Annotated in this window: 20 protein-coding genes, 1 pseudogene and 1 other annotated feature; of the genes and pseudogenes, 4 read left to right on the forward strand and 17 right to left on the reverse strand. The window is 37.5% G+C overall.

Translation table 11 applies throughout. The features are described from left to right. Positions 1–109 precede the first annotated feature (109 nt). From mnmA to cymR, 3 genes are read right to left on the reverse strand one after another with little or no spacing between them, the layout of a single operon-like run. A complete protein-coding gene (mnmA, locus tag Q9B79_RS11040) occupies positions 110–1,225 on the reverse strand; it encodes a tRNA 2-thiouridine(34) synthase MnmA (RefSeq protein ID WP_306184062.1) in 1,116 nt (371 codons plus the stop codon). A 16-nt stretch (positions 1,226–1,241) separates the two neighbouring features. Beyond that, a complete protein-coding gene (locus tag Q9B79_RS11045) occupies positions 1,242–2,387 on the reverse strand; it encodes a cysteine desulfurase family protein (RefSeq protein ID WP_306184063.1) in 1,146 nt (381 codons plus the stop codon). A gap of 35 nt (positions 2,388–2,422) precedes the next feature. Then, positions 2,423–2,839 (reverse strand): cysteine metabolism transcriptional regulator CymR, encoded by a 417-nt coding sequence (gene cymR, locus Q9B79_RS11050; RefSeq protein ID WP_000704116.1) that lies wholly within the window; start codon positions 2,837–2,839, stop codon positions 2,423–2,425. A gap of 292 nt (positions 2,840–3,131) precedes the next feature. Between cymR and Q9B79_RS11055 the strand changes: the two genes are divergently transcribed. After that, positions 3,132–4,418 (forward strand): replication-associated recombination protein A, encoded by a 1,287-nt coding sequence (locus tag Q9B79_RS11055; RefSeq protein WP_263697515.1) that lies wholly within the window; start codon positions 3,132–3,134, stop codon positions 4,416–4,418. 37 nt (positions 4,419–4,455) lie between these two features. Then, the gene (locus Q9B79_RS11060; protein WP_306184064.1) at positions 4,456–5,097 is read left to right on the forward strand and encodes an RsfA family transcriptional regulator; all 642 of its coding nucleotides are present in this window, start codon (positions 4,456–4,458) and stop codon (positions 5,095–5,097) included. A gap of 457 nt (positions 5,098–5,554) precedes the next feature. Here Q9B79_RS11060 and Q9B79_RS11065 read toward each other — a convergent pair whose 3' ends face one another. The 13 genes and pseudogenes from Q9B79_RS11065 to Q9B79_RS11120 all read right to left on the reverse strand — a co-directional run bounded on the left by Q9B79_RS11065 (position 5,555) and on the right by Q9B79_RS11120 (position 21,070). Then, positions 5,555–6,322: a tRNA threonylcarbamoyladenosine dehydratase gene (locus tag Q9B79_RS11065; protein WP_000903176.1), complete on the reverse strand. Its 768-nt coding sequence runs from the start codon at positions 6,320–6,322 to the stop codon at positions 5,555–5,557. A 345-nt stretch (positions 6,323–6,667) separates the two neighbouring features. Continuing rightward, positions 6,668–8,443 (reverse strand): aspartate--tRNA ligase, encoded by a 1,776-nt coding sequence (gene aspS, locus Q9B79_RS11070; protein ID WP_262722582.1) that lies wholly within the window; start codon positions 8,441–8,443, stop codon positions 6,668–6,670. 12 nt (positions 8,444–8,455) lie between these two features. Beyond that, positions 8,456–9,727 (reverse strand): histidine--tRNA ligase, encoded by a 1,272-nt coding sequence (gene hisS, locus Q9B79_RS11075; protein WP_033656406.1) that lies wholly within the window; start codon positions 9,725–9,727, stop codon positions 8,456–8,458. 69 nt (positions 9,728–9,796) lie between these two features. Next, positions 9,797–10,027: a binding site (T-box leader), on the reverse strand. A gap of 54 nt (positions 10,028–10,081) precedes the next feature. Continuing rightward, a complete protein-coding gene (locus Q9B79_RS11080) occupies positions 10,082–10,258 on the reverse strand; it encodes a hypothetical protein (RefSeq protein WP_001242605.1) in 177 nt (58 codons plus the stop codon). A gap of 82 nt (positions 10,259–10,340) precedes the next feature. Continuing rightward, a pseudogene (locus Q9B79_RS27075) lies at positions 10,341–10,494 on the reverse strand (YrdB family protein); the annotation flags it as partial. Positions 10,495–10,517: 23 nt separating this feature from the next. Further along, positions 10,518–11,213 (reverse strand): alpha/beta fold hydrolase, encoded by a 696-nt coding sequence (locus Q9B79_RS11085; protein WP_306184066.1) that lies wholly within the window; start codon positions 11,211–11,213, stop codon positions 10,518–10,520. Between the two features lie 128 nt (positions 11,214–11,341). Beyond that, positions 11,342–11,782, reverse strand: a complete 441-nt coding sequence (locus tag Q9B79_RS11090) for a D-tyrosyl-tRNA(Tyr) deacylase (RefSeq protein ID WP_001266955.1) — start codon at positions 11,780–11,782, stop codon at positions 11,342–11,344. 17 nt (positions 11,783–11,799) lie between these two features. Further along, a complete protein-coding gene (gene relA, locus Q9B79_RS11095) occupies positions 11,800–13,983 on the reverse strand; it encodes a GTP diphosphokinase (protein ID WP_001262809.1) in 2,184 nt (727 codons plus the stop codon). A 210-nt stretch (positions 13,984–14,193) separates the two neighbouring features. Continuing rightward, the gene (locus tag Q9B79_RS11100; protein WP_000346214.1) at positions 14,194–14,706 is read right to left on the reverse strand and encodes an adenine phosphoribosyltransferase; all 513 of its coding nucleotides are present in this window, start codon (positions 14,704–14,706) and stop codon (positions 14,194–14,196) included. A 47-nt stretch (positions 14,707–14,753) separates the two neighbouring features. Further along, complete coding sequence (recJ, locus tag Q9B79_RS11105; RefSeq protein WP_306184069.1) at positions 14,754–17,093, reverse strand: single-stranded-DNA-specific exonuclease RecJ; 2,340 nt, start codon at positions 17,091–17,093, stop codon at positions 14,754–14,756. A gap of 101 nt (positions 17,094–17,194) precedes the next feature. Further along, complete coding sequence (locus Q9B79_RS11110; protein WP_306184810.1) at positions 17,195–18,088, reverse strand: cation diffusion facilitator family transporter; 894 nt, start codon at positions 18,086–18,088, stop codon at positions 17,195–17,197. 163 nt (positions 18,089–18,251) lie between these two features. After that, positions 18,252–20,516, reverse strand: coding sequence for a protein translocase subunit SecDF (gene secDF / locus Q9B79_RS11115; RefSeq protein ID WP_306184071.1), 2,265 nt, complete (start codon positions 20,514–20,516; stop codon positions 18,252–18,254). A gap of 269 nt (positions 20,517–20,785) precedes the next feature. Further along, positions 20,786–21,070, reverse strand: coding sequence for a post-transcriptional regulator (locus tag Q9B79_RS11120; protein WP_000886978.1), 285 nt, complete (start codon positions 21,068–21,070; stop codon positions 20,786–20,788). A 171-nt stretch (positions 21,071–21,241) separates the two neighbouring features. Between Q9B79_RS11120 and spoVB the strand changes: the two genes are divergently transcribed. Then, a complete protein-coding gene (gene spoVB / locus Q9B79_RS11125; protein ID WP_306184074.1) occupies positions 21,242–22,801 on the forward strand; it encodes a stage V sporulation protein B in 1,560 nt (519 codons plus the stop codon). A 29-nt stretch (positions 22,802–22,830) separates the two neighbouring features. Here the strand turns inward: spoVB and Q9B79_RS11130 are convergent, their stop codons facing one another. Further along, on the reverse strand, positions 22,831–23,478 hold the full coding sequence (locus tag Q9B79_RS11130) for a DUF421 domain-containing protein (protein WP_306184076.1): 648 nt from the start codon (positions 23,476–23,478) through the stop codon (positions 22,831–22,833). A 102-nt stretch (positions 23,479–23,580) separates the two neighbouring features. Here Q9B79_RS11130 and Q9B79_RS11135 point away from each other — a divergent pair, with 102 nt between their 5' ends. Continuing rightward, positions 23,581–23,964, forward strand: a complete 384-nt coding sequence (locus Q9B79_RS11135) for a TIGR04086 family membrane protein (RefSeq protein ID WP_306184078.1) — start codon at positions 23,581–23,583, stop codon at positions 23,962–23,964. Positions 23,965–23,982 lie beyond the last annotated feature (18 nt).

The following is a 23,982-nucleotide window of genomic DNA, read 5'->3' on the forward strand; positions in this document are numbered from 1 at the left end:
TCCTTCACCTCTACAACAAATTATATCAAAGAATGTATTTTTCAAGCGAACAAAAATTCGCTTTATGTAAAAGAAACCTCTAACCGCGAATCGGCAGAGGCTTCTCGTTTTATCCTAAATAATCCAATTTCTTACCGCTACGGTACACTTCATCAATTGTAGCACCGCCTAAGCACTCATCTCCATCATAGAAAACAACTGCTTGTCCTGGTGTAATTGCACGAATTGGCTCGTCACAAAGAATACGAACTGTATTTTCATCAACGATTTGAACCGTTACTTTATTGTCTTCTTGACGATAACGGAATTTCGCTGTGCACTTAAATTCTTTTTCTTTCGCTTTGTTACTTACCCAGCCGATATTCGTAGCAATAACTTCATCCCCATATAGAAGTTCGTTATGGAATCCTTGATCGACATATAAAATGTTTTCTTTTAAGTTTTTCCCAACAGCAAACCATGGATCACCGTTACCACCAATACCAAGGCCATGACGTTGTCCAATTGTATAGTACATTAAACCGTCATGCTTTCCTTTCACTTCGCCAGATAATGTTTGCATCACACCTGGTTGTGCTGGTAAATAGTTACTTAAGAAATCTTTAAAGTTACGCTCTCCAATGAAGCAAATACCAGTACTATCTTTCTTCGCCGCTGTCGCTAAACCAGCTTCTTTCGCCATCTCACGAATTTGTGGTTTCTTTAATTCACCTAACGGGAACATTGTTTTTGACAATTGCTCTTGGCTTAATTGATTTAAGAAATACGTTTGGTCTTTATTGTCATCAACGCCGCGAAGCATTTTATATTCGCCGTCCATATACGCAACGCGTGCATAATGACCTGTCGCTACATAATCAGCACCAAGCGCAATTGCATGCTCTAAAAATGCTTTAAATTTAATTTCTTTATTACACATTACATCTGGGTTTGGTGTACGACCAGCTCGGTATTCATCTAAGAAGTACGTAAATACTTTATCCCAGTATTGTTTTTCAAAGTTTACTGCATAATACGGAATACCAATTTGGTTACACACTTCGATTACATCATTGTAATCTTCTGTTGCTGTGCAGACACCATTCTCATCTGTATCATCCCAGTTTTTCATAAAAATTCCGATTACATCATAACCTTGTTCTTTTAATAAAAGAGCTGCTACAGATGAATCGACGCCACCGGACATACCGATGACAACACGTGTTTCTTGAGGTAGTTTGTTCATCATGTCACCTCCCATGCTAATTTTGTGTTAATCGCTTCACGATTTTCACTGTTTCGTACGCCGCTTTCTCAATTTGCTCTTTCGTATTTCCAAGTCCGAAACTAAAGCGTACGGATGAACGTATTTGATCGGAGTCTTTTCCGAACATCGCTACTAATACATGTGATGGATCAATCGAACCAGCTGTACAAGCCGAACCACTTGACACTGCAATGCCAGCTAAGTCTAAGTTCACAAGAAACGGTTCAATGTTCATTCCTGTAAAACTAATATTAAGCACATGTGGTAAGCGATATTCTAAGTTTCCGTTTACCTCGAAAGTAATGTCTTCATTTTTGAAGACAGATACCATTATATCTTTAAACTCTTCATATTGGGCATTTTTTTGCTCACGAGTTTTTTCAGCTATAAGAATTGCATGCTGAAGCCCAGCAATACTAGGCACATTTTCCGTACCAGCACGGCGTTTTCTTTCTTGCTCCCCGCCTATTAATAACGGTTCAAATTTCACATCTGCACCAGCGTATAGGAATCCAACACCTTTTGGCCCGTTAATTTTATGAGCTGAAATCGATAATAAATCAATACCAAACTCTTTCACATCAATTTCTACTAAACCGTAAGCTTGTACCGCATCTGTATGAAAATAAGCTTGATGCTCTTTTAACAACTTACCTATTTCCGCAATTGGTTGCATCGTCCCAACTTCATTATTCCCAAACATAACGGATACGAGAATTGTCTCTTCCGTTAATGCCTTTTGTATGTCAGAAACTTGAACGCGCCCTGTTTCATCAACAGGTAAATATGTCACTTCAAACCCTTCACGCTCTAACAATTCACATGTATGCAAAATCGCATGATGTTCAATTTGCGTCGTTATAATATGCTTACCTTTATGACGGTTCGCACGTGCTACACCGATAAGCGCTAAATTATCAGCTTCTGTACCACCACTCGTAAATATAATTTCATTCGGATTCGCATGAATGCTACGTGCACACGCGCGTCTTGCCTCATCTACTGCATGTCGCGTTTGACGTCCATAAAAGTGAATACTAGACGGGTTTCCGAATGTTTCTGTCATATATGGAATCATCTTTTCGACCACTTCTGGGTGAGTCGGAGATGTCGCAGCATGATCTAAGTAAATGCGTTCCATTAAATCTCCTTCTTTCCAAATCGTTTCACAAGGAATTAAATGTAAAACATGTAGCCCCCGTGATTTTCTTCCTCATAACGCACTAAATCTTCTAACGTTGTACTATCTAACACTTCTTGCACCGCATCACGAACACGCATCCATAATTGGCGTTGTGCTGGTTCTTCTTCTTCTATCATTTCTACAACACTAATTGGACCCTCTAATACACGGATTACATCCCCAGCTGTAATGTTAGCCGGTTGATCTGATAATACATATCCACCATATGCCCCGCGCGTACTCTTTACTAGACGAGCGTTACGAAGTGGTGAAATTAATTGCTCCAAATAATGTTCCGATAAATCATGTGCCTGCGCAATTGATTTTAAGGAAATTGGACCTTCACCAAACTTTTTTGCAAGATCGATCATAATTGTTAAGCCGTAACGGCCTTTCGTTGAAATCTTCATCTATTTTGCACCTCTTTTCAAATTTTCACTTCTATTGGTTATATCTTATTTATAAAAGAACACAATTTAAAATCCTATGAAATTATAGCATAATATAGTATTATAAGAAATTTCAACTTGTGTATCAAAATGATAACATAAAATCACATTGAAAAACTCGGAAATTATTACAATTGATAGAAAAATGAAAATATTCATATTCATTTTTCCCACAAAACAGCATCCTATTTCAAATTCCACTAAAAAAAATGATACGATAGAAAGAGATTATACTTTAAGGGAGACGGTAAAAATGAAACAACCACTCGCACATCGAATGCGCCCTACAAATATTCAAGAAATTATCGGCCAACAACATTTAGTTGGTGAAGGAAAGATTTTATGGCGAATGGTCCAAGCAAATCATTTTCAATCTATGATTTTATATGGCCCTCCAGGCACTGGAAAAACATCCATCGCGAGCGCAATTGCAGGCAGTACCGGAACCCCTTTCCGCCTATTAAATGCTGTTACTCATAATAAAAAAGATATGGAAGTTGTCGTACAAGAAGCAAAGATGCATCGACACCTCGTTTTAATTTTAGATGAAGTACACCGCCTAGATAAAGCAAAACAGGATTTTCTATTACCTCATTTAGAAAGCGGACTTCTCACCTTAATTGGGGCAACGACGAGTAATCCGTTCCATGCTATTAATTCTGCTATTCGAAGTCGTTGTCAAATCTTCGAATTACACGCATTAACAGAAGATGATCTTTTAATCGGCTTAAAACGAGCACTTGAAGATAAAGAAAAAGGTCTTGGAGAATATGATGTAACGGTTACGCCTGAAGCATTACATCACTTCGCAAATGCATCAGGCGGAGATATGCGTTCCGCTTATAATGCACTTGAACTAGCTGTTTTATCTAGCTTTACAACGGATGACAAAGCTGCGGAAATCACACTAGAAATCGCAGAAGAATGCTTGCAAAAAAAGAGCTTCGTTCATGACAAAGGTGGAGATGCTCATTATGACGTATTATCGGCATTTCAAAAATCGGTGCGCGGAAGTGATGTAAATGCAGCACTTCATTATTTAGCACGTCTTATTGAAGCTGGTGATTTACAAAGCATTGGTAGACGTCTTCTTATTATGGCATATGAAGATATCGGACTTGCTAGCCCGCAAGCCGGACCACGTACACTAGCAGCCATTGAATCAGCTGAACGAGTTGGATTTCCAGAGGCACGCATACCACTTGCAAATGCCGTTATCGAGCTGTGTCTATCACCGAAATCAAACTCAGCTTATAAAGCACTTGATGCTGCCTTACATGATTTACGTAACGGTCAAACAGGCGACATCCCAAGTCATTTAAAAGATAGTCATTACAAAGGCGCAGAATCACTCGGAAGAGGCATCGGGTACTTATACCCACACGACCATCCAAATGGCTGGGTACAGCAACAATACTTACCTGATAAAATAAAAAACAAACAATATTATAAACCGAAAACAACAGGGAAATTTGAGCAAGCACTTTCTACCGTATATGAAAGATTACAAACTTCGAATAAAACGAAAAATAAAGGGTAACATAAGCGAAAACGTCACCATTATGGAGGCTTCGCTTATGAAAACACGTCAAGATGCATGGACAAAAGAAGACGATCTCCTTTTAGCAGAAACTGTTTTACGACATATTCGCAGCGGTAGTACACAAATAAAAGCATTTGATGAAGTCGGCGATGCATTGAACCGTACTTCAGCAGCTTGCGGATTTAGATGGAATGCCGAAGTAAGACCCAATTATGAAGACGCAGTGCAACTTGCAAAAAAGCAACGTAAAGAATTAAAACGCTCTGAAGCTAAAATAGAAAAAGAGCATTTCACGAAAACGAAACAACTCGTAATCGATGCCGACTTTTCAGAAGATATTACGCCAAGCAAACAAGAACTCACAATGCAAAGTGTCATCTCGTTTTTGCAAAACTTAGAGCATACCAACCCTTCACTTGCAAAGTTACAAACTGAAAATGAAGTATTGCAAGCTCAGCTCACGACTTTGAAAAAAACGAATCATGAACTGGAAGCAAAATTAGCGGTACTCTCAAAAAAACAACAAGCAATCGAAGAAGATTATGCAATGCTTGTTAGAATTATGGATCGCGCTCGAAAACTCGTTTCAGTTGAAGAACAAGACGAACAGATCGCTCCCATTTTCAAAACAGATCAAAATGGAAATTTAGATATTATTTATTCTGCAGAGAATTAAAAACAGAGACGTCACTTTTTTGACTAAGTGACGTCTCTGTTTGTTTCTTTGGTGGAGAGTATACATGTATGTATCGGTGAATGAAATTATACCGACGATTCGACAAGGAATATCAATTTACCGACAAAAATTGACGAAATATCTCTCCCTATCATACAAGAAAACTCTCGGTATATATTAGATATTTTTCACTAAAATGTTATTATAAACATATATTTTTAAAGGGAGCTGATTACTATTTCTTTAATAGTTTTCAAAATAACACTCGGTGTCCTCGTCTTAACTTTAGCTCTTTTTACCGTTAACAGTTTAAAAAAGACGTCCGCCTATAAATCAGATAAATATGATCATTACTTACTAGCCTTACTTACATTTGAACTAGTAGTAATGCAAATATCCCTATTTCTTTAATACATACAAAAAAAGCATATATCCGAAATGGATATATGCTTTTACTTTATTCTTGCCCTACACGTTTCACTTCTACGTTTTTAATACGCTCGCGTACAACGTGACTTGCCATAATTAAGCCTGCCACAGATGGTACGAATGCATTTGAAGAAGGCGGTAATTTCGCTTTACGAATTTTTGCATTTTCGTCTGGTACGATTTCTTTACGTACTTCTTCACGAATTACAATTGGGTTTTCGTCAGAGAAGACAACTTTTACACCTTTTTTAATACCCTCTTTACGAAGCTTCGTACGAATGACTTTCGCAATTGGATCTGTATGTGTTTTAGAAATGTCTGCAATACGGAAACGAGTTGGGTCCATTTTATTTGCCGCACCCATACATGAGATAATTTTAATTTTACGACGTAAACATTGTTTAATTAAATGAATTTTGAACGTAATCGTATCAGATGCATCCACTACGAAGTCTAAACCGTGTTTAAAGAACTCTTCATATGTTTCATCTGTATAAAACATTTCTAGTCCAATTACTTCACACTCAGGGTTAATATCTGCGATACGCTCTTTCATTAATTCTACTTTTGAACGTCCTACAGTAGATACTAAAGCGTGAATTTGACGGTTTACGTTTGTAATATCTACAACGTCTTTATCAACTAATACAAGACGTCCAACGCCAGAACGCGCTAACGCTTCAGCTGCAAAAGAACCTACGCCGCCAATTCCTAAAATACCGACTGTACTATTTTTTAATATTTCAAGTCCTTCTTTACCGAAGGCTAATTCATTACGTGAAAATTGATGTAACATTCAGCTCTACACTCCTATTACAAAAATGGTCTACCATGTATTCTAGCGTTTTTCCTACTATTTGTATAGAAAAAGTTATAGAATTCCTAAAAATACATATTTCGAAAATGAAGACATAATGTAAACCGACTTTTATTTCTTCCTAAATACACGTTTAAAAAGGAGGATTCAGAGGGCCGAGCAGATCGAGGCGCTGAAGCTAGGAGGAGCGCAGTGTAGCGTCACTACTCGAGCACCGGACTGGCGAAGCAACGAAGAGATGCGACTGCCATCTGAACCGGACTTTTTAAACTTCCTCTCAAAAAAAGTCTAGATGGCTATAGTATAACCATCTAGACTTTATTCTTACTTCTCTTCTTTTAAGCTTAATTTTAAGTTTAACTCTTCAAGCTGTGCTTCAGCAACTGGGCTTGGAGCTTCTGTTAATAAGCAGCTTGCGCTTGCTGTTTTCGGGAATGCAATTGTGTCGCGAAGGTTTGTACGTCCTGCAAGTAACATAACAAGACGGTCTAAACCTAATGCGATACCGCCGTGTGGTGGCGTACCGTATTCGAATGCTTCTAATAAGAATCCGAATTGCTCTTGCGCTTCTTCTTGTGAGAATCCAAGTGCTTTGAACATTTTTTCTTGTACGTCACGCTCGTAAATACGAAGTGATCCACCACCAAGCTCATAACCGTTTAATACAAGGTCATATGCTTGTGCACGTGCTTTTTCTGGAGCTGTTTCTAATAGCTCAACGTCTTCACGGAATGGCATTGTGAATGGGTGGTGAGCTGCGAAGTAACGATCTGCATCTTCATCGTACTCAAGAAGTGGCCAGTCCGTTACCCATAGGAAGTTATATTTACTTTCGTCAATTAACTCAAGCTCTTTACCTAGACGTAAACGAAGTGCACCTAAGCTATCTGCAACAACGCTCTTCTTATCTGCTACGAATAGTAATAAATCTCCAGCAGTAGCGTCTAACGTAGTCATTAACGCGTTCGCATCTTCTTCACCGAAGAATTTCGCGATTGGTCCTTTTAAGCCGTCTTCTTCCACTTTAAGCCAAGCTAAACCTTTTGCACCGTATACTTTCACGAATTCAGTTAATGCATCGATATCTTTACGAGAGTATTTGCTTGCAGCACCTTTTGCATTAATTGCTTTTACTTGTCCGCCGCTTTCTACAGCACTTGTAAATACTTTGAAGCCACAACCCGCAGCAAACTCAGATAAGTCTGTTAGTTCCATTTCAAAGCGTGTATCTGGCTTATCAGAACCGTAGCGAGCCATTGCATCAGCATATTTCATACGAGGGAATGGTGCACTTACTTCTACACCTTTTGCATCCTTCATAACTTTCGTCATCATGCGCTCCATCATATCTAAAATTTCATCTTGTGTTAAGAATGAAGCTTCGATATCGATTTGCGTGAATTCAGGCTGACGGTCTGCACGTAAATCTTCGTCACGGAAACAGCGTGCCACTTGATAGTAACGCTCAAATCCGCCGACCATAAGAAGCTGTTTAAATAGCTGTGGAGACTGTGGTAACGCATAGAATTCACCGTCATGTACACGACTTGGTACTAAATAATCACGAGCTCCTTCTGGCGTGCTCTTCGTTAAAATTGGTGTTTCCACTTCTAAGAACTCTTCTGTATCTAAGAAGTTACGAATTGTTTTTGTTACGTCGTGACGCATTTTGAATGTGTTGAACATTACAGGACGACGTAAGTCTAAATAACGATATTTTAAACGCACATCTTCTGATGCATCTGTATCATCAGCAATAATGATTGGCGTTGTTTTCGCTGCATTTAATACGTTCACTTTCGTTGCTTGTACTTCAATACGACCAGTTGCCATATTGTCATTAATCGCACCTTCACCTCGCTCAACAACTGTACCTTCTACGTGTAACACGTATTCGCTACGAATTGTTTCTGCTACTTCTAGTGCTTCTTTTGATGTTTCTGGGTTAAATACAACTTGTACGATACCTGTACGGTCACGTAAGTCGATAAAGATTAATCCACCTAAATCACGGCGTTTTTGTACCCAACCTTTTAATTGAACTGTTTGTCCAACTGCTTCTATTGTTACTTTTCCACATGCATGTGTTCTTTCAGCCACTGTAAGTTCCCCCTATATTAATTTCTCTGCTACGTATGAAGCAAATACATCTAACGCTACTTCTTCTTGTTCGCCTGTTGCCATGTCTTTTAAGTTAATGATGCCTTTATCTAGCTCATCTTCCCCTAATACAGCTACAAATTTCGCTTTTAGACGATCTGCTGATTTAAATTGTGCTTTCATTTTGCGATCTAAATAATCTTTTTCAACTGATAATCCAGCTTTACGAAGATCAAACGCAACTTTTGCAGCATGGTCTTTCGCTTTTTCACCAAGCGCTACAACGTAACAATCAATGCTATGTTCGATTGGTAATTCAATGTTTTCAGCTTTTAGCGCCATAATTAAACGTTCAATACTCATCGCAAAACCGATACCTGGCATTTCTGGTCCACCGATTTCTTGTACAAGTCCGTTGTAACGGCCACCACCGCTTAATGTAGTGATAGCACCGAAACCTTCTGCCTCACTCATAATTTCAAATACAGTGTGTTGGTAGTAGTCTAAACCACGTACTAAGTTCGGATCTTTTTCAAATGGAACATCCATCATCGTTAATAGTTCTTGAACTTTGTCGTAGTATACTGCTGAGTCTTCATTTAAGTATTCTGTAATAGATGGTGCTGTTCCCATTAATTCATGGTTACGGTCCTTCTTACAATCTAAAATACGAAGTGGGTTCTTTTCTAAACGAGATTGACAGTCAGAACAGAACTCACCGATACGTGGCTCAAAGTGTGCGATTAACGCATCACGGTGCGCTTGACGGCTCGCCGCATCACCTAAGCTGTTTAATACAACTTTAATATTTTTTAAGCCCATGCCGCGGTAAAACTCTACAGCAAGCGCAATTACTTCTGCATCAATTGCAGGGTCGTTACTACCGATTGCTTCAATACCGAATTGTACGAATTGACGGTAGCGACCTGCTTGTGGTCTTTCGTAACGGAACATTTGACCGATATAGTATAATTTCGTTGGTTGTGTTGCGTCACCGAACATTTTATTTTCAACGTAAGAACGTACAACAGGTGCCGTACCTTCTGGACGTAATGTTAAACTACGCTCTCCACGGTCTTGGAATGAGTACATTTCTTTTTGTACGATATCTGTCGTATCACCAACACCACGTAAAAATAGCTCAGTGTGTTCAAAAATTGGTGTACGAATTTCTTTATAATTGTAACGACGGCAAATTTCGCGTGCTTGCCCTTCGATATACTGCCATAACTCAACAGTGCCTGGAAGAATATCTTGCGTTCCGCGTGGGATTTGAATAGACATATTCAGTTCCTCCTCAAATTGTTTTAATCTTAATAAAAATAAAAAAACTCCCGCCTCTACTGTTTGAACAGTAGGGACGAGAGTATTATACCCGTGGTGCCACCCTAATTGAAGCACGTATGCTTCCACTTTTTTAATAACGCTTAAATGTGCGTTCATCCCTACTAAGCGTATATGCCGTTCAAGTTGAAACCTCTAGAGTGTCATTCAATCAGTCATCATGTAGAAATGTTTTCAGCCTAAGACATTTCTTCTCTTTCCATGTGTGTCTCATTTACTCTTCTCTATCAACGGTTATATTCATATGTAAATATAAAATTACTATACGTTTGTTCAGTAGGATTGTCAAGTGCTCTAAGAGCGTTCAATCTGCTTCTTTAAACGCTTTACATCTTGAAGAGAAATCCCAAACTCAGAAGCAAGCTCCATTGACGTATTGTTTTGCTCTTTTGAAATAAAATCATGAAAATTCACGTTAAACAGTTGATTTGCACCATTTGTAACAGAATGCCCTTTTTCATTCATACGCATACGTATATCCCTCACATTCAATATGGATGTTTTACTTTTTATTGTTCCATATTGATTAAAGAGTTATACATAAACGAAAAAGCTATTGACTCAAAATAAACATTAGTATCGGATTTATAACAATGAGCTAGTCCACTTGCTAGCATATAATGCTTCAAATGATATAACGATACAATACCTACCCCCAATACGAGAATTTCTAAAATTACATGTAATATACCTTGTGCTTCCAATTCTTTTATAGAAAGTAAAGCATACATTAAACTACTTCTACACTCTGATTCAATATACGAACCAACGCCTCTGGATTAGTTTCCATTACCCAATGCCCACCAACTTCAATAGAAAAAACTTCCCATTTTCTGTCCCTTGCTTTTTTTGCTGATTCTAAAAAGATAGGCGTCATTGGCCAATGTTCTGGATTATCCTTTACTTCCACATATATATGCGGTATAAGTTGTGCTTTAGAGTTTTTTATTTCAACCGATTGTGTAAAAGCCAACAATGACATCGCTGATTTTTTTTCATCTGTTGTATTTCTAGGAAGAACACGCCATCCTTCCCCGTGTACTTTTACTTCTTCTATAAAATGTGCGGCCATTTCCGGTCCAGAAATATCCATAACAGAATCACCATTTTCCGGAAGCATTGCATCCACGTATACTAGCGCCTTAATAAACTCGGGAATCACTTCTGCCACTCCTGTAATTACCATCCCAGAATAGCTATGCCCCACTAAAATCACATCTTTTAGGCTCTCATATTTAATGGTATTAACAATGTCTTGAATAAATGTTTTCAACCCTATATGAGGTTGCGTGAGATGCGTTCGTTCCCCAAGACCAGTTAATGTAGGAGTATATACACTATGCCCCTCTTCCCTTAAAAGTTGAGCTAGTTTTTTCCAAACATAGCCACCATCCCACGCTCCATGAACGAGTACAAATGTTTTCATAAGATTTACCTCCCATAATCCCCCGATTATATGGTTTATTTTCTTAACTATCATAACAACAATTAACAAAATATACCATTAAAAAACACAAAAGAAGAGAGGGCTATCCCCTCTCTTCCTCAGCAACACTATTTACTATCCACAATTAAGGTCACCGGACCATCATTGATTAATGAAACATCCATCATTGCTCCGAACTTCCCTGTTTCCACATGCAATCCTTGCTTACGAACTTCTTCATTAAAGAAATCATATAAACGTTCTGCATAGTCAGGTTTAGCAGCATCCATAAAGTTCGGACGTCTTCCCTTGCGACAATCTCCGTATAATGTGAATTGCGAAATTGATAGAACTTGTCCTTCTACATCAAGTACAGAATGATTCATCTTTCCACTCTCATCTTCAAAAATACGTAAATTCGCAATTTTTTCTGCAATGTAAGTTGCATCTTTTTCTGTATCTTCATGCGTAATGCCAACTAGTAATGTTAAACCGAACGGAATTTGTCCTACGATCTCACCGTCTACTGTGACAGACGCTTCTTTTGATCGTTGTAAAACAACTCTCATCTTTTCTACACTCCCTATTAATGCATCATGCGTCGTACTGCATAAATTTCTGGAACACGTTTAATGCGTTCTACTACTTTTTTCAAGTGTTGTAAGTTACGAATAGAGATTGACATATTAATTGTCGCCATCTTATTACGGTCACTTCTACCAGAAACTGCCGAAATGTACGTTTTCGTCTCTGTAACAGCTTGTAATACTTCATTTAATAAACCACGGCGATCGTAACCTGAAATTTCAATATCAACGTTATACTCAATTTCTTTTTCAGGGCTACCTTCCCACTCTACTTCTAATAAACGTTCTATAGCTTCTTCTGTATGAACATTTACACAATCACGACGGTGAATCGATACGCCTCGGCCTTTCGTAATATATCCAACGATATCATCACCTGGTACTGGGTTACAGCATTTTGATAAACGAATTAATAAATTATCCGCACCACTTACTTTAACGCCAGAATCCCATTTTCGAATTTTCATCGGTTTACGAACTTCTTTAACTTCAACAATCTCTTCTTCTTCACGTTGCTTACGGAACTTGTCCGTTAGTCGCGTAACAATTTGTGATGCAGTGATGCCATTATATCCGACTGCTGCAAACATATCTTCTTCATTTGCAAAGTTGAATTTTTCAGCAACACGTTTTAAATTGTCAGGAGCTAATACTTCTTTCATCTCATACTCTAGGCTACGCACTTCTTTCTCAACAAGTTCACGGCCTTTTTCAATATTTTCATCTCTACGTTGCTTCTTAAAGAATTGACGTATTTTGTTTTTCGCATGAGATGTTTGAGCAAGTTTCACCCAGTCTTGACTTGGTCCATACGAATGTTTCGATGTTAAAATCTCAATGATGTCACCTGTTTTTAATTTATAATCAAGCGTCACCATTTTCCCGTTTACTTTTGCACCAATTGTTTTATTCCCAATCTCTGAGTGCACACGATATGCAAAGTCAATCGGAACAGATCCAAGCGGTAATTCCATTACATCGCCTTTCGGTGTAAAGACGAATACCATGTCAGAGAATAAATCAATTTTTAATGATTCCATAAACTCTTCCGCATTAGAAGCTTCATTTTGCCATTCTAATATTTGACGGAACCATGTAAGTTTCTTCTCTAATGTACCCGTTGTTTCTGCTGTTTTTCCTTCTTTATACGCCCAGTGTGCTGCGATCCCGAATTCTGCAATCTCATGCATTTCTTTCGTACGAATTTGTACTTCAAGCGGATCACCTTTTGGCCCAATTACAGTCGTATGAAGAGATTGATATAGGTTTGCTTTCGGCATTGCTATATAATCTTTAAAACGCCCTGGCATTGGCTTCCAACACGTATGAATAATTCCAAGCACTGCATAACAATCTTTAATACTATTTACAACGACACGTACAGCTAATAAATCGTAAATTTCATTGAACTGTTTATTTTGCAGTGCCATTTTACGATAAATGCTGTAAATATGTTTTGGTCTTCCAGAAATTTCAGGTTGAATTGCAACTTCGTCTAATTTCTCACGAATACCAGTCATTACTTCGTCTAAATACTCTTCACGTTCTGCACGTTTACGCTTCATTAAATTTACAATACGATAATATTGCTGTGGATTTAAGTAGCGAAGTGACGTATCCTCTAGCTCCCATTTAATAGTACTAATTCCGAGTCTATGTGCTAAAGGTGCAAAGATTTCTAACGTTTCATTCGCAATGCGACGCTGCTTCTCTTGAGGCAAATGTTTTAATGTACGCATGTTATGAAGACGGTCAGCTAGTTTAATTAAAATAACTCGAATATCTTGAGCCATTGCAATAAACATTTTGCGATGGTTTTCTGCTTGTTGTTGCTCATGAGATTTATATTTAATCTTTCCGAGCTTTGTCACACCATCAACAAGCATAGCAATTTCTTTATTAAATTCCCGTTCAATATCTTCTAATGTAATCTCTGTATCTTCTACTACATCATGTAAGAAACCTGCCGATACTGTAGCTGGATCCATGTGTAAATCAACTAAAATACCTGCAACTTGAATTGGATGAATAATGTATGGTTCACCCGATTTTCTGTATTGTTCGCTATGCGCATCGCGTGCATATTCATAGGCACGTGCTACTAGCTCAATATCTTCATCTACTAAATATTGACTTGCTTTCTCGAGTACCTGTTCAGCTGTTAGTACCTGCTCATTTGCCATCGAATCACCTTTTATTGAAAATTGACTTTATCTTTAATTAAATAGAATAAATTATATTCTATCATTATAACCCAATGATTGTGAATTGTGAAAAGGAAAAGATTTTACTGACATTTCACCATAATTTTTTGTTCAATTATACAAAAGTACCCGCTCCTCTCCAAGAGATTCACGGGTACTTTTTATCACCGTAGTTTTACTATATAGTGATTAGTATTTTTCTAATACTAATACATCGTAACCATCTAACATTTTACGACCATCTAAGTAAGTAAGTTCTACTAAGAATGCAATTCCTGCTACAACTCCGCCTAGCTCTTCAACTAACTTAATTGTCGCTTCAATTGTTCCACCTGTAGCTAATAAGTCATCTGTAATTAATACGCGTTGACCTGGCTTAATTGCATCTTTATGGATTGTTAAAACATCTTTACCATATTCTTTACCGTAGTCAACCGTAATTACTTCACGTGGTAATTTTCCTAATTTACGAACTGGCGCAAATCCTACTTCTAGCGCATAAGAAACTGGGCAACCGATAATAAAACCACGAGCTTCTGGTCCTACTACAAGATCGATGTCTCTCTCTTTTGCATACTCAACGATTGCATCTGTTGCTGCTTTGTATGCTTTACCGTCGTTCATTAACGGTGTAATGTCTTTAAACACAATACCTTCTTTTGGATAATCCGGTACAATTGCGATATGTTGCTTGAAATCCATATTTCTGAATCCTCCTCAGATCTAAAAGGTTTGTAAATACAAATCCTTTACCCTAACTGTTCTACTTCTTTATGATTACGAATCGTTTCAAACCATGTATATAATTGCTGATATGTGCTATAAACCAATTCTTTTTCTAATTGTAAGTGGTTCATTTTCTCACGATATGTGTTCGATTCAATTAAATCACGCTTTTGTTTTTTGTCTGCCATAAAAATGACGCCATCTTTTATTGTAACAAATTCTAACTCAAAAAACACCTGTGTCATGAAATTTACTGTATCTTTTGACCAACCTTTATGTTGGCATAGTTGCGCTCCATATTGTTTTAAAGAAAATGGTGCTTTTTGGCTCAAGAAAGAATAGTACCATTTAAAGTGTTCTCTCGTTGGAACAGTACTAAATAAATGATTATTCTCTTGATAAAATAGTGTATAAATTCGCGACGGGAACCCAACTTTAAATAGCTCTCGTAATTCATCTGTCCCTTTTGGTAAATCAAGGAACACGACGTATTGATCATCTAACTCAGTTACTTCTGATGCATGCATCATATGTTCTTTATAGTCTTCTAAAGAAAATTTATTCAATACCTCTTCAGAAAAATACACCATCTTTACTTTTTCTTTCGGAAGTTCTGCTACATTTGCTTCTACGTTACGCATACTACGCCAATCAAATAATTGCCATGCCTCTACAGCAATATCTTGTACCATTAATTGCGGCTTCTTAAAATTATTCCATTCATTAATAGATGCTTCCCCTATTACAGATACCTTTGCAACTGGAGAAATTTCTTTCGCATACGCACCAAAACCAAATCCGATTGTATCCAGTGTCGCTTGTCCATCACGAAGAGCCATTTTTAAATGAGAACCGTCGGATCCGATTGCTCGAATACTTTCTAGCTCAGCATCCTTCACCGCAATACGTGGTTTTGGATTTCCAACACCAAATGGCGCTAACTTTTGCATATCTTCAATTGCTGCAAGTGTTACATCCTCCACTTTACAAAAGACATCAACTGATGTAATTGGAATGAAATCTTCTTCCGTTAAAATTGTGTCTGCTTGTTCATTTAAGCGGCGGCGTAATTCATCTACATCATTCATATGTAGCGTCATTCCCGCTGCCATCGGATGCCCTCCGAAGTGTGGCAATAACTCTCTACAATCTGACAAGTTTGCAAACAAATCAAATCCTGCAATACTACGTGCTGAACCTTTCGCTGTTTCTTTCACAGGATCAATGCTTAATACAATCGTCGGACGATAAAAACGTTCAACTAATTTAGAAGCGACAATTCCAATGACACCCGGATTCCATCCTTCTTTTGCAAGCACTAACACTTTATTTTCTTCAGGCGGGAAATTATTTTCCACTTCAGCGATAGCTTCTTCTGTAATTTGCTTTACAATATCTTTTCGTAATTTGTTCAACTCATCAATTTCTTCAGCAAGCTCTTTCGCTTCTTCTGGATCCTCTGATAATAAAAGATGTACAGCTGGCGTAGCATCTTCTAAACGTCCAACAGCATTAATACGAGGTGCAATTGAGAAGCCAATACTCTCTTCTGTAATTTCACTTTGCGAAACGTTAGCAACTTTAAATAGCGCCTTTAGTCCGATATTTTTCGTCATGCGCATATGTTTTAGACCACGCTTCACTAGCAATCTATTTTCACCGTGAAGTGATACTAAATCGGCTACTGTACCAATTACTGCAATTTCTAATAAATGTTCTGGTACACGGCCTAATAGTGCATGTGCAACTTTAAACGCAACACCCACACCAGCTAAATAGTGAAACGGATACACACCGCCATCTAATTTCGGATGAATAATCGCAAGTGCTTCTGGCAATTCTGGTGGTGGCTCATGGTGATCCGTAATAATAAGATCTATTCCAAGTTCCTTCGCTACCTTCGCTTCATGTACCGCTGCGATACCAGTATCAACAGTAATAATTAGTGAAAACCCTGCGCTATGCGCCCAACGGAATGCTTCTTCGTTTGGTCCATAACCTTCTGTAAAACGGTTTGGGATATAAAATTCTACGTCTGCACCTAATTCTTGCAAGGCAAGATATAAAACAGTCGTACTACTTACTCCGTCCGCATCGTAGTCACCAAATATTAATATTTGCTCTCCATTTTGAATCGCCTTATTTACACGTTCTACCGTTCTATCCATTCCTTCTAATAAAAATGGATCATGAAATTCTTGATTTTCTGTATTTAAAAAATCTAAAATCTTATCTTCTGTATCTAATCCTCTGCCGAGGAATAACGAAACGACAAGTGGTGATAATTGTAATTTACTTGCTAATTCACTCACTCGTTCGCCATTATATTCTTTTTCTTTCCAACGCGTCTTCGGTTGTAACACGAAATCACCCCTTAACCTGTTCATTATACAAGACAGATTAAGGGGTGACAATATCATGCAAACTACGATGCAATATCTATATACTAAAATGTTACTAATGTTTAATTTGGAGAATACGGATTTATATGTACAAACACATTTTGTACGTTATCTTGTTTCATAAGCGTTTCTTTCACATGCTTACCAATGCGGTGCCCTTCTTCTACAGTAATGTACGGATCTACTGAAACTTTAATATCAACAATAACGTAATGTCCATGCTCCCTTGCATATAAAGAACCAATCTTTTTGACACCATCTATTTGAAGCACTGCTTCTCTAAGCGGAATAACATCTTCTTCATGAAGAACATGATCCAGCGTTGCATGAATTGCTTCTGCCCCAATACTCCACGCCATTTTTGCAACAAGAAGTGAAACGAATAATCCTGCAATTGGATCGGCATATACAAGCCAATCTAACCCGAACTTACCACCGAGAATCGCTGCACAAATACCAATTAAAGCTGCAATTGAAGAAAATACATCCGAACGGTGCTCATATGCATTTGCAATAATTGCATCACTATTTACCTTCTTCCCTAATCGGAATTTATATTGAAACATTCCTTCTTTCACGATAATTGAAAGAACAACAGCAAAAATCGTAATTCCTTTCGGTGGTTCTAGTTCCTGCGAAAAAGCTTTTATAGACGAAATCGCTATCTCGATTCCCACAATAAATAATAATACTGCAACAATAATCGCTGAAATCGATTCCGCTTTACCATGACCATACGGATGATCTTCATCGGGCGGCTGCTTTGCTGCTCGCAATCCAAACAGTACAGCTAGTGAACCAATTACATCTGACGCAGAATGCACAGCATCCGCTAATAACGCTTTACTGTTCCCAATATAACCAATTACCGCCTTTACAATCGCTAATATAATATTACCAACGATCCCGACAATAGCACCAAACTCGGCCTGTTTAAAACGTTCATCTTTTTCCATCATTAAAATCCCTTCTTTTCTTAACCTATCTTTTTATCCCACTTTATTGTAACAAAAACAGCGATAACATCTCCACTTTCTTCCATTTTCACTTTTAAAAGTTGCTATCTTATTGTATCCACAAACGAAAAAAGAGATGCCTCATAAAGAGACATCATCTTTTTTATACTTGCGGTTCAGATTCTACTTTCTCAACCTTTTTCTTGTTTTTGCCCTTTTTCAAACGACGGTTTTCAAGCATTAACCAAATTTGAGAAGCAACGAAAACAGAAGAATACGTACCTACAACTAATCCAACAAGTAACGCAAACGAGAAGTTACGTAGTGACTCACTACCGAAGATAAGCAGTGCAATTACTGGGAATAACACTGTTAATACAGTATTAATCGAACGACCAAGCGTTTGACGAATACTTGCATTTACGATTTCTTCTAAATCTTTTATATCGCGTACTCGTTTTTTCTGTTTGTATAATTCACGGTTTCTATCAAATGTAACGATCGAGTCATTAATAGAATAACCGATGATTGTTAATACCGCAGCGATAAACGTTAAGTCTACCTCTAACTGGAAAATACTAAATATAACAATCATAACAAATGCGTCATGTAATAATGCAAGTACTGCAGATAATGCGTACGTAAATCGGAATCGAATACTTACGTATAAAATGATAACTGCAGAAGCAATTAATACTGCGATAAATGCATTTCGTGCAATTTCTTTACCGATTGTCGGTGAAACTGTACTTACGTTTGGATCTGTACCATATTTATCGTGGAAGAATGTTTTTGTTTTCGCAATTTCATCTTTTGATAAAACACCTAATGTACGAACTGCGAATCCTTTATTGTCATCTCCAGTCGGTACAATATTTTCTTCCTTCACATCAATGTTCAATTCTTTAAAATCTTTATGAACATCAGACACAGTAACTGATTGTTTTGATTGCAAGTCGATACGTGTACCACTCGCAAAGTCAATACCAAGATTCAATTTGAAAATTGGCAAGATAATTGCACCTGCAATTACAACTACAATCGAGAAAACAAGGAATTTATGACCGATATTTACGAAATTAATACGATCAAATTTCGTTGGTGGATGTACTATACCTTTTGTTAACGGAATAATATCCTTTTGTTTCACACCGAAATATCCTGGTTTTTTATCGAAGTAACGGCTCTTCACAAGTAAACTTAGTAAGAAACGAGTACCGAATACGTTCGTAACAAAACCAACTAAAATACTGACAATTAAACTTGTTGCGAATCCTTTTACGGAGCTATTACCGTAAACAAATAACACACCAGCTGCTGCAAGTGTTGTAATGTTCGCATCTAAAATTGTTGCTAATGAACGATGGTTACCAGCACGGAATGCTGACATCATTGACTTACCAATTTTCAGCTCTTCTTTCAGTCTCTCGTACGTAATAATATTCGCATCAACTGCGATACCTACCCCGAGCACTAACGCCGCAATACCTGGCAACGTAAGAACTGCATGCATCCAGTTAAAAACAAGTAATGTAACGAAAATGTATAGACCTAACATAATAACCGCTACAATTCCTGGTAAACGGTAGAATACAAGCATAAATAAGAAAATAAGAGCGATACCAATCGCACTAGCGAAAATTGTTTGCTCTAACGCTTGTTGACCAAATTTCGCTCCAACTGATGTTGAATACATTTCTTTTAAATCAACAGGAAGTGCCCCTGCATTTAATAAAGATGAAAGTTGTTTCGCACTTTCAACTGTGAAGTTTCCACCTACGATAGATACTTCAGCTTGGTTAAATACTTGACTTACTGTTGCTGCTGATAAGAATTTCGGATTCGGTTTTGCAGATTCTGCTTTGTATGAATCTTTTCCTTCTTCAAAATCAAGCCAAATTACCATTAAATTCGTTGGTGGTGGCATTTTTGAAATTTTTTCAGTTACTTCACGGAATTTTTCAGCGCTCTTTAGTGTAAGACCTACACTCGCACGGCCTTGCTCATCAAATGTTTGCTTCGCTCCGCCACCTTTTAAATCCGTTCCGTCCATAAGAAGATTGTCATCTACATCACGGAATGTTAATTTCGCTTGTGTTGATAACATTTCACGTGCTTTTTGCTGATCTTGTACACCAGCAAGCTGTACACGAATTCGATCTTGCCCTTCGATTTGAATGTTCGGTTCACTTACACCGAGAACATTGACACGATTTTCAAGAGCACCTACTGTACTCACAAGTACGTCTCGATCGATTTTATCACCTTTTTTGGCTGGTTTTACTTCATACAGAATTTCAAAACCACCGCGAAGGTCTAGTCCTAGACTAATTCCTTTTGCTATGTCTTTTCCTGCCGCACCAATTACTCCACCGATTAATAAAACGATGAGGAAAAAGGCGGCAATTCTCGTACCACGCTTTGCCATATGTACCCTCTTTCCGCTACTAACACTTTAAATAAATCTCTTACGATTCACTTTTACACGTGTGCATACGTCTAGTTAGTAGACTTCCTTTCTATAATTTTGCTAGCTCATCACTAGCTGTACCGGTAAGTTTTCACAATACCTGCACTTTCATTATTTGTTTTCTCTCTTCACTACCTCCTTTATATATGATCTTAGACATAATTATTTCCTCATTATCAATACCTATCATTATACTGCAAAAGGAAGAACAAACCAATTGCAGTCGGTTATTTATTTTCATATTCATCAAATGACCAAAGTGGCGCTTGATATGCTTCAACAGTTAAATAAGTCATATATTCATTAGCACTTACTGTTAATACGTCATTAACTAATTCATACAATCTAACATCGCTGTCTATCTTCTTCCACTTTTTCACTTTAAGAAACTTCCAAATGTCATCATCTGTCACTCTGTCGTAGCCGAACATTTGAAACTCTTCTACTTTACTTTCCAAAACGACTTGTAACTGTCCGCGGTATGATTCTACCAAAGCCTCTCTATCTAACATATATAACATCTCCTTCTTATTTCGCACGAAAAGTCGCTTTTATTCCCGCTCTAATGGACAGCAATAACTACTTTCAAGAGCACTCTCTTAAATGCTTGTCATTCTTGTCTCGTACGTGCATATAAATTATTGTAAATCATTCCATTGATTTTGAGAAGGTAGGAGAAGACCATGACGAGACAAAGCTTTTTAAAAGGCGCATTTATTTTAATGATAGCCGGCTTTATTACCAAGATTCTAGGATTTATTAACCGTATTGTAATGGCACGTATTTTAGGTGAAGAAGGCGTTGGCCTTTATATGATGGCTGTCCCTACATTTATTCTAGCAATTACATTAACACAAATTGGTCTTCCTGTCGCAATCGCAAAATTTGTAGCAGAAGCGGAAGCTGTGAACGATAAACAAAAAGTAAAAAAAATATTAACAGTATCATTAGCTGTTACATCCGTTATTAGTATCATTTTAACAATTGGCATTATGCTCCTCACACCTATTTTAGCAAAAACATTATTAACTGATGAACGAACATACTATCCATTAATGGCTATTTTACCTGTCGTTCCTGTTATTGCTGTTTCTTCTGTTTTACGCGGTTATTTCCAAGGGAAACAAAATATGAAGCCTAGCGCTTACGCCCAAGTTATAGAACAAGTTGTCCGCATTACAATTATCGCTATATGTATTCAATTATTTTTACCTTACGGCGTAGAATATGCTGCAGCCGGCGCTATGTTATCAGCCGTTCTCGGTGAAGTTGCATCATTATTATTTTTACTCACTTTATTCCAGCGTGAAAAACATTTATCTATACGCTCTGGATTTTTCACTACTGTAAAGGAAAGCAAGGGAACATTTTATTCTCTTATGGATATTGCACTTCCAACTACAGGAAGCCGCTTAATCGGTTCCGTTTCCTATTTTTTTGAACCTATCGTCGTTATGCAAAGCTTAGCGATTGCCGGCGTTGCCGCCTCCGTCGCAACCCAGCAATACGGTATATTAAACGGGTATGCCTTCCCACTTCTTTCACTGCCAGCCTTTATTACATACGCTCTTTCTACAGCACTCGTTCCATCCATTAGTGAAGCAATGGCTAAAAGACAACATAAATTAGTGGAACACCGCTTGCAACAAGCTCTGCGTATCTCATTAATTACTGGTGGCTGGTCAGTTGTTATATTATACGTATTTGCTTCTCCTGTTTTAACTCTTATGTATGGATCAGATAGTGCAACAGCATTCATCCAGCTCCTTGCACCTTGCTTTTTATTTCATTATTTCCAAAGTCCACTTACCTCTGTTTTACAAGCTTTAAACTTAGCACGAGCCGCCATGATGAATACATTTATTGGCGCAATCGTAAAATTAATCGTTATTTTTGTACTAGCTTCAAGGCCAGAGTTTCAAATGATGGGAGTTGCCCTTGCTATCGCTGCAAATATAGTAACAGTAACTTTTCTCCATTACGCTACTGTTTTAAAGAAAATTACATTTACCATTTACGCAAAAGACTACATTTTCGGCGGACTTGCCATCGGTATTGCAGGCTCCTTCGGTTTTTACCTTCATAAGTATATGATTTTCTCTCATTCACTTGGCATACAAACATTATGGGAAATCACTTTAACAACACTCGTTTATATTGTGCTCCTCTTCCTTTTCAAACTCATTCGAAAAGAAGAGTTAAGCCGCCTCCCTATCATTCGAAAACTTTCATTTTTGAAGTAAACGGGCTTACTATTTCGTATAGTAAGCCTCTAGTTTTCTTTCAAATCAACAAAGAATTGTCCATTTTGGAAGCTGCAATATAAAATTTTTGTTGTATCGTTATAACCTAAGTTTTTTAATTTCCCAATCAGCCATTCATCTGTATGTTCAATCATTTGTAAATGATTAGACTGAATTTCTCCATCGATAATAAGAGGAAGAGTAAACTGCAATGCATCCTGTTTATCTCTTCGTTTTTGAAAGACAGATAACTTTCCAGATGGTTCTAAAATAGCATATTCTACATCCCTTATATCTCCGACTCCCTGCTCCCTTAATTGCATCATTAAATCATCTATGTTATAACGTTGCTTTCTCATCTTCTTTTCATCAATCTTTCCTGCATTTACAAGAATGGCCGGTTCACCTTCTATTAAATGCCGAAATCGTTGATACTTTAACGAAATAACTGACAAAATGATTTGTATACACATAAGAAAGGTCATCGGAACTAATTGGTGCCACAGTGATTTATCTGTATTTTCAATTGCGACTACTGCCATTTCACCAAGCATAATGAATACAACTAAATCTAATACACTTAGCTCTCCAATCTCACGTTTACCCATAAGACGAAAAATAATTAAGATGATGATATACAAAAGCATCGTCCGGCCAATGATTGATACCCATTCCATTTCTACATCTCCTTTTTACATATAGACTCCCCTTTAAAAAAGAAACTAGTCTAACTTAAGCAAAATGAAAATATGCTTGTATTAAAAAGGGGGAATGTATAAATGGATGGAACGAAAAAATTATCAACTGCAATCGGATTCGGTATCGTTACCCTATTACTTCTCGCAACAGTTACTAGCATGATTATGGCTCTTTTATTAAAATTTACAGATATGAATGAAGGCACATTAGCTGTTACTATTTTTATACTAGCTCTTTTATCTATGCTTATATCCGGATTTACTGCCGGCAAAAAAGCACAAGGAAAAGGTTGGCTCGTAGGCTTCACAACAGGAATTACATTCACCATACTTGTTTTTCTAGTTAACTATTTAGGTTTCTCTCAAACTTTATCGAACTCACAGTTACTTTACCAATTAGCCTTAATGGGTGCGAGTACACTCGGTGGTATTTTCGGTGTAAATATGTCCAAACAGAACAACTAAAAAAGGCCCTGCACATTC

It is taken from the genome of Bacillus sp. MHSD_36 (genome assembly GCF_030757775.1).
GTDB lineage: Bacteria > Bacillota > Bacilli > Bacillales > Bacillaceae_G > Bacillus_A.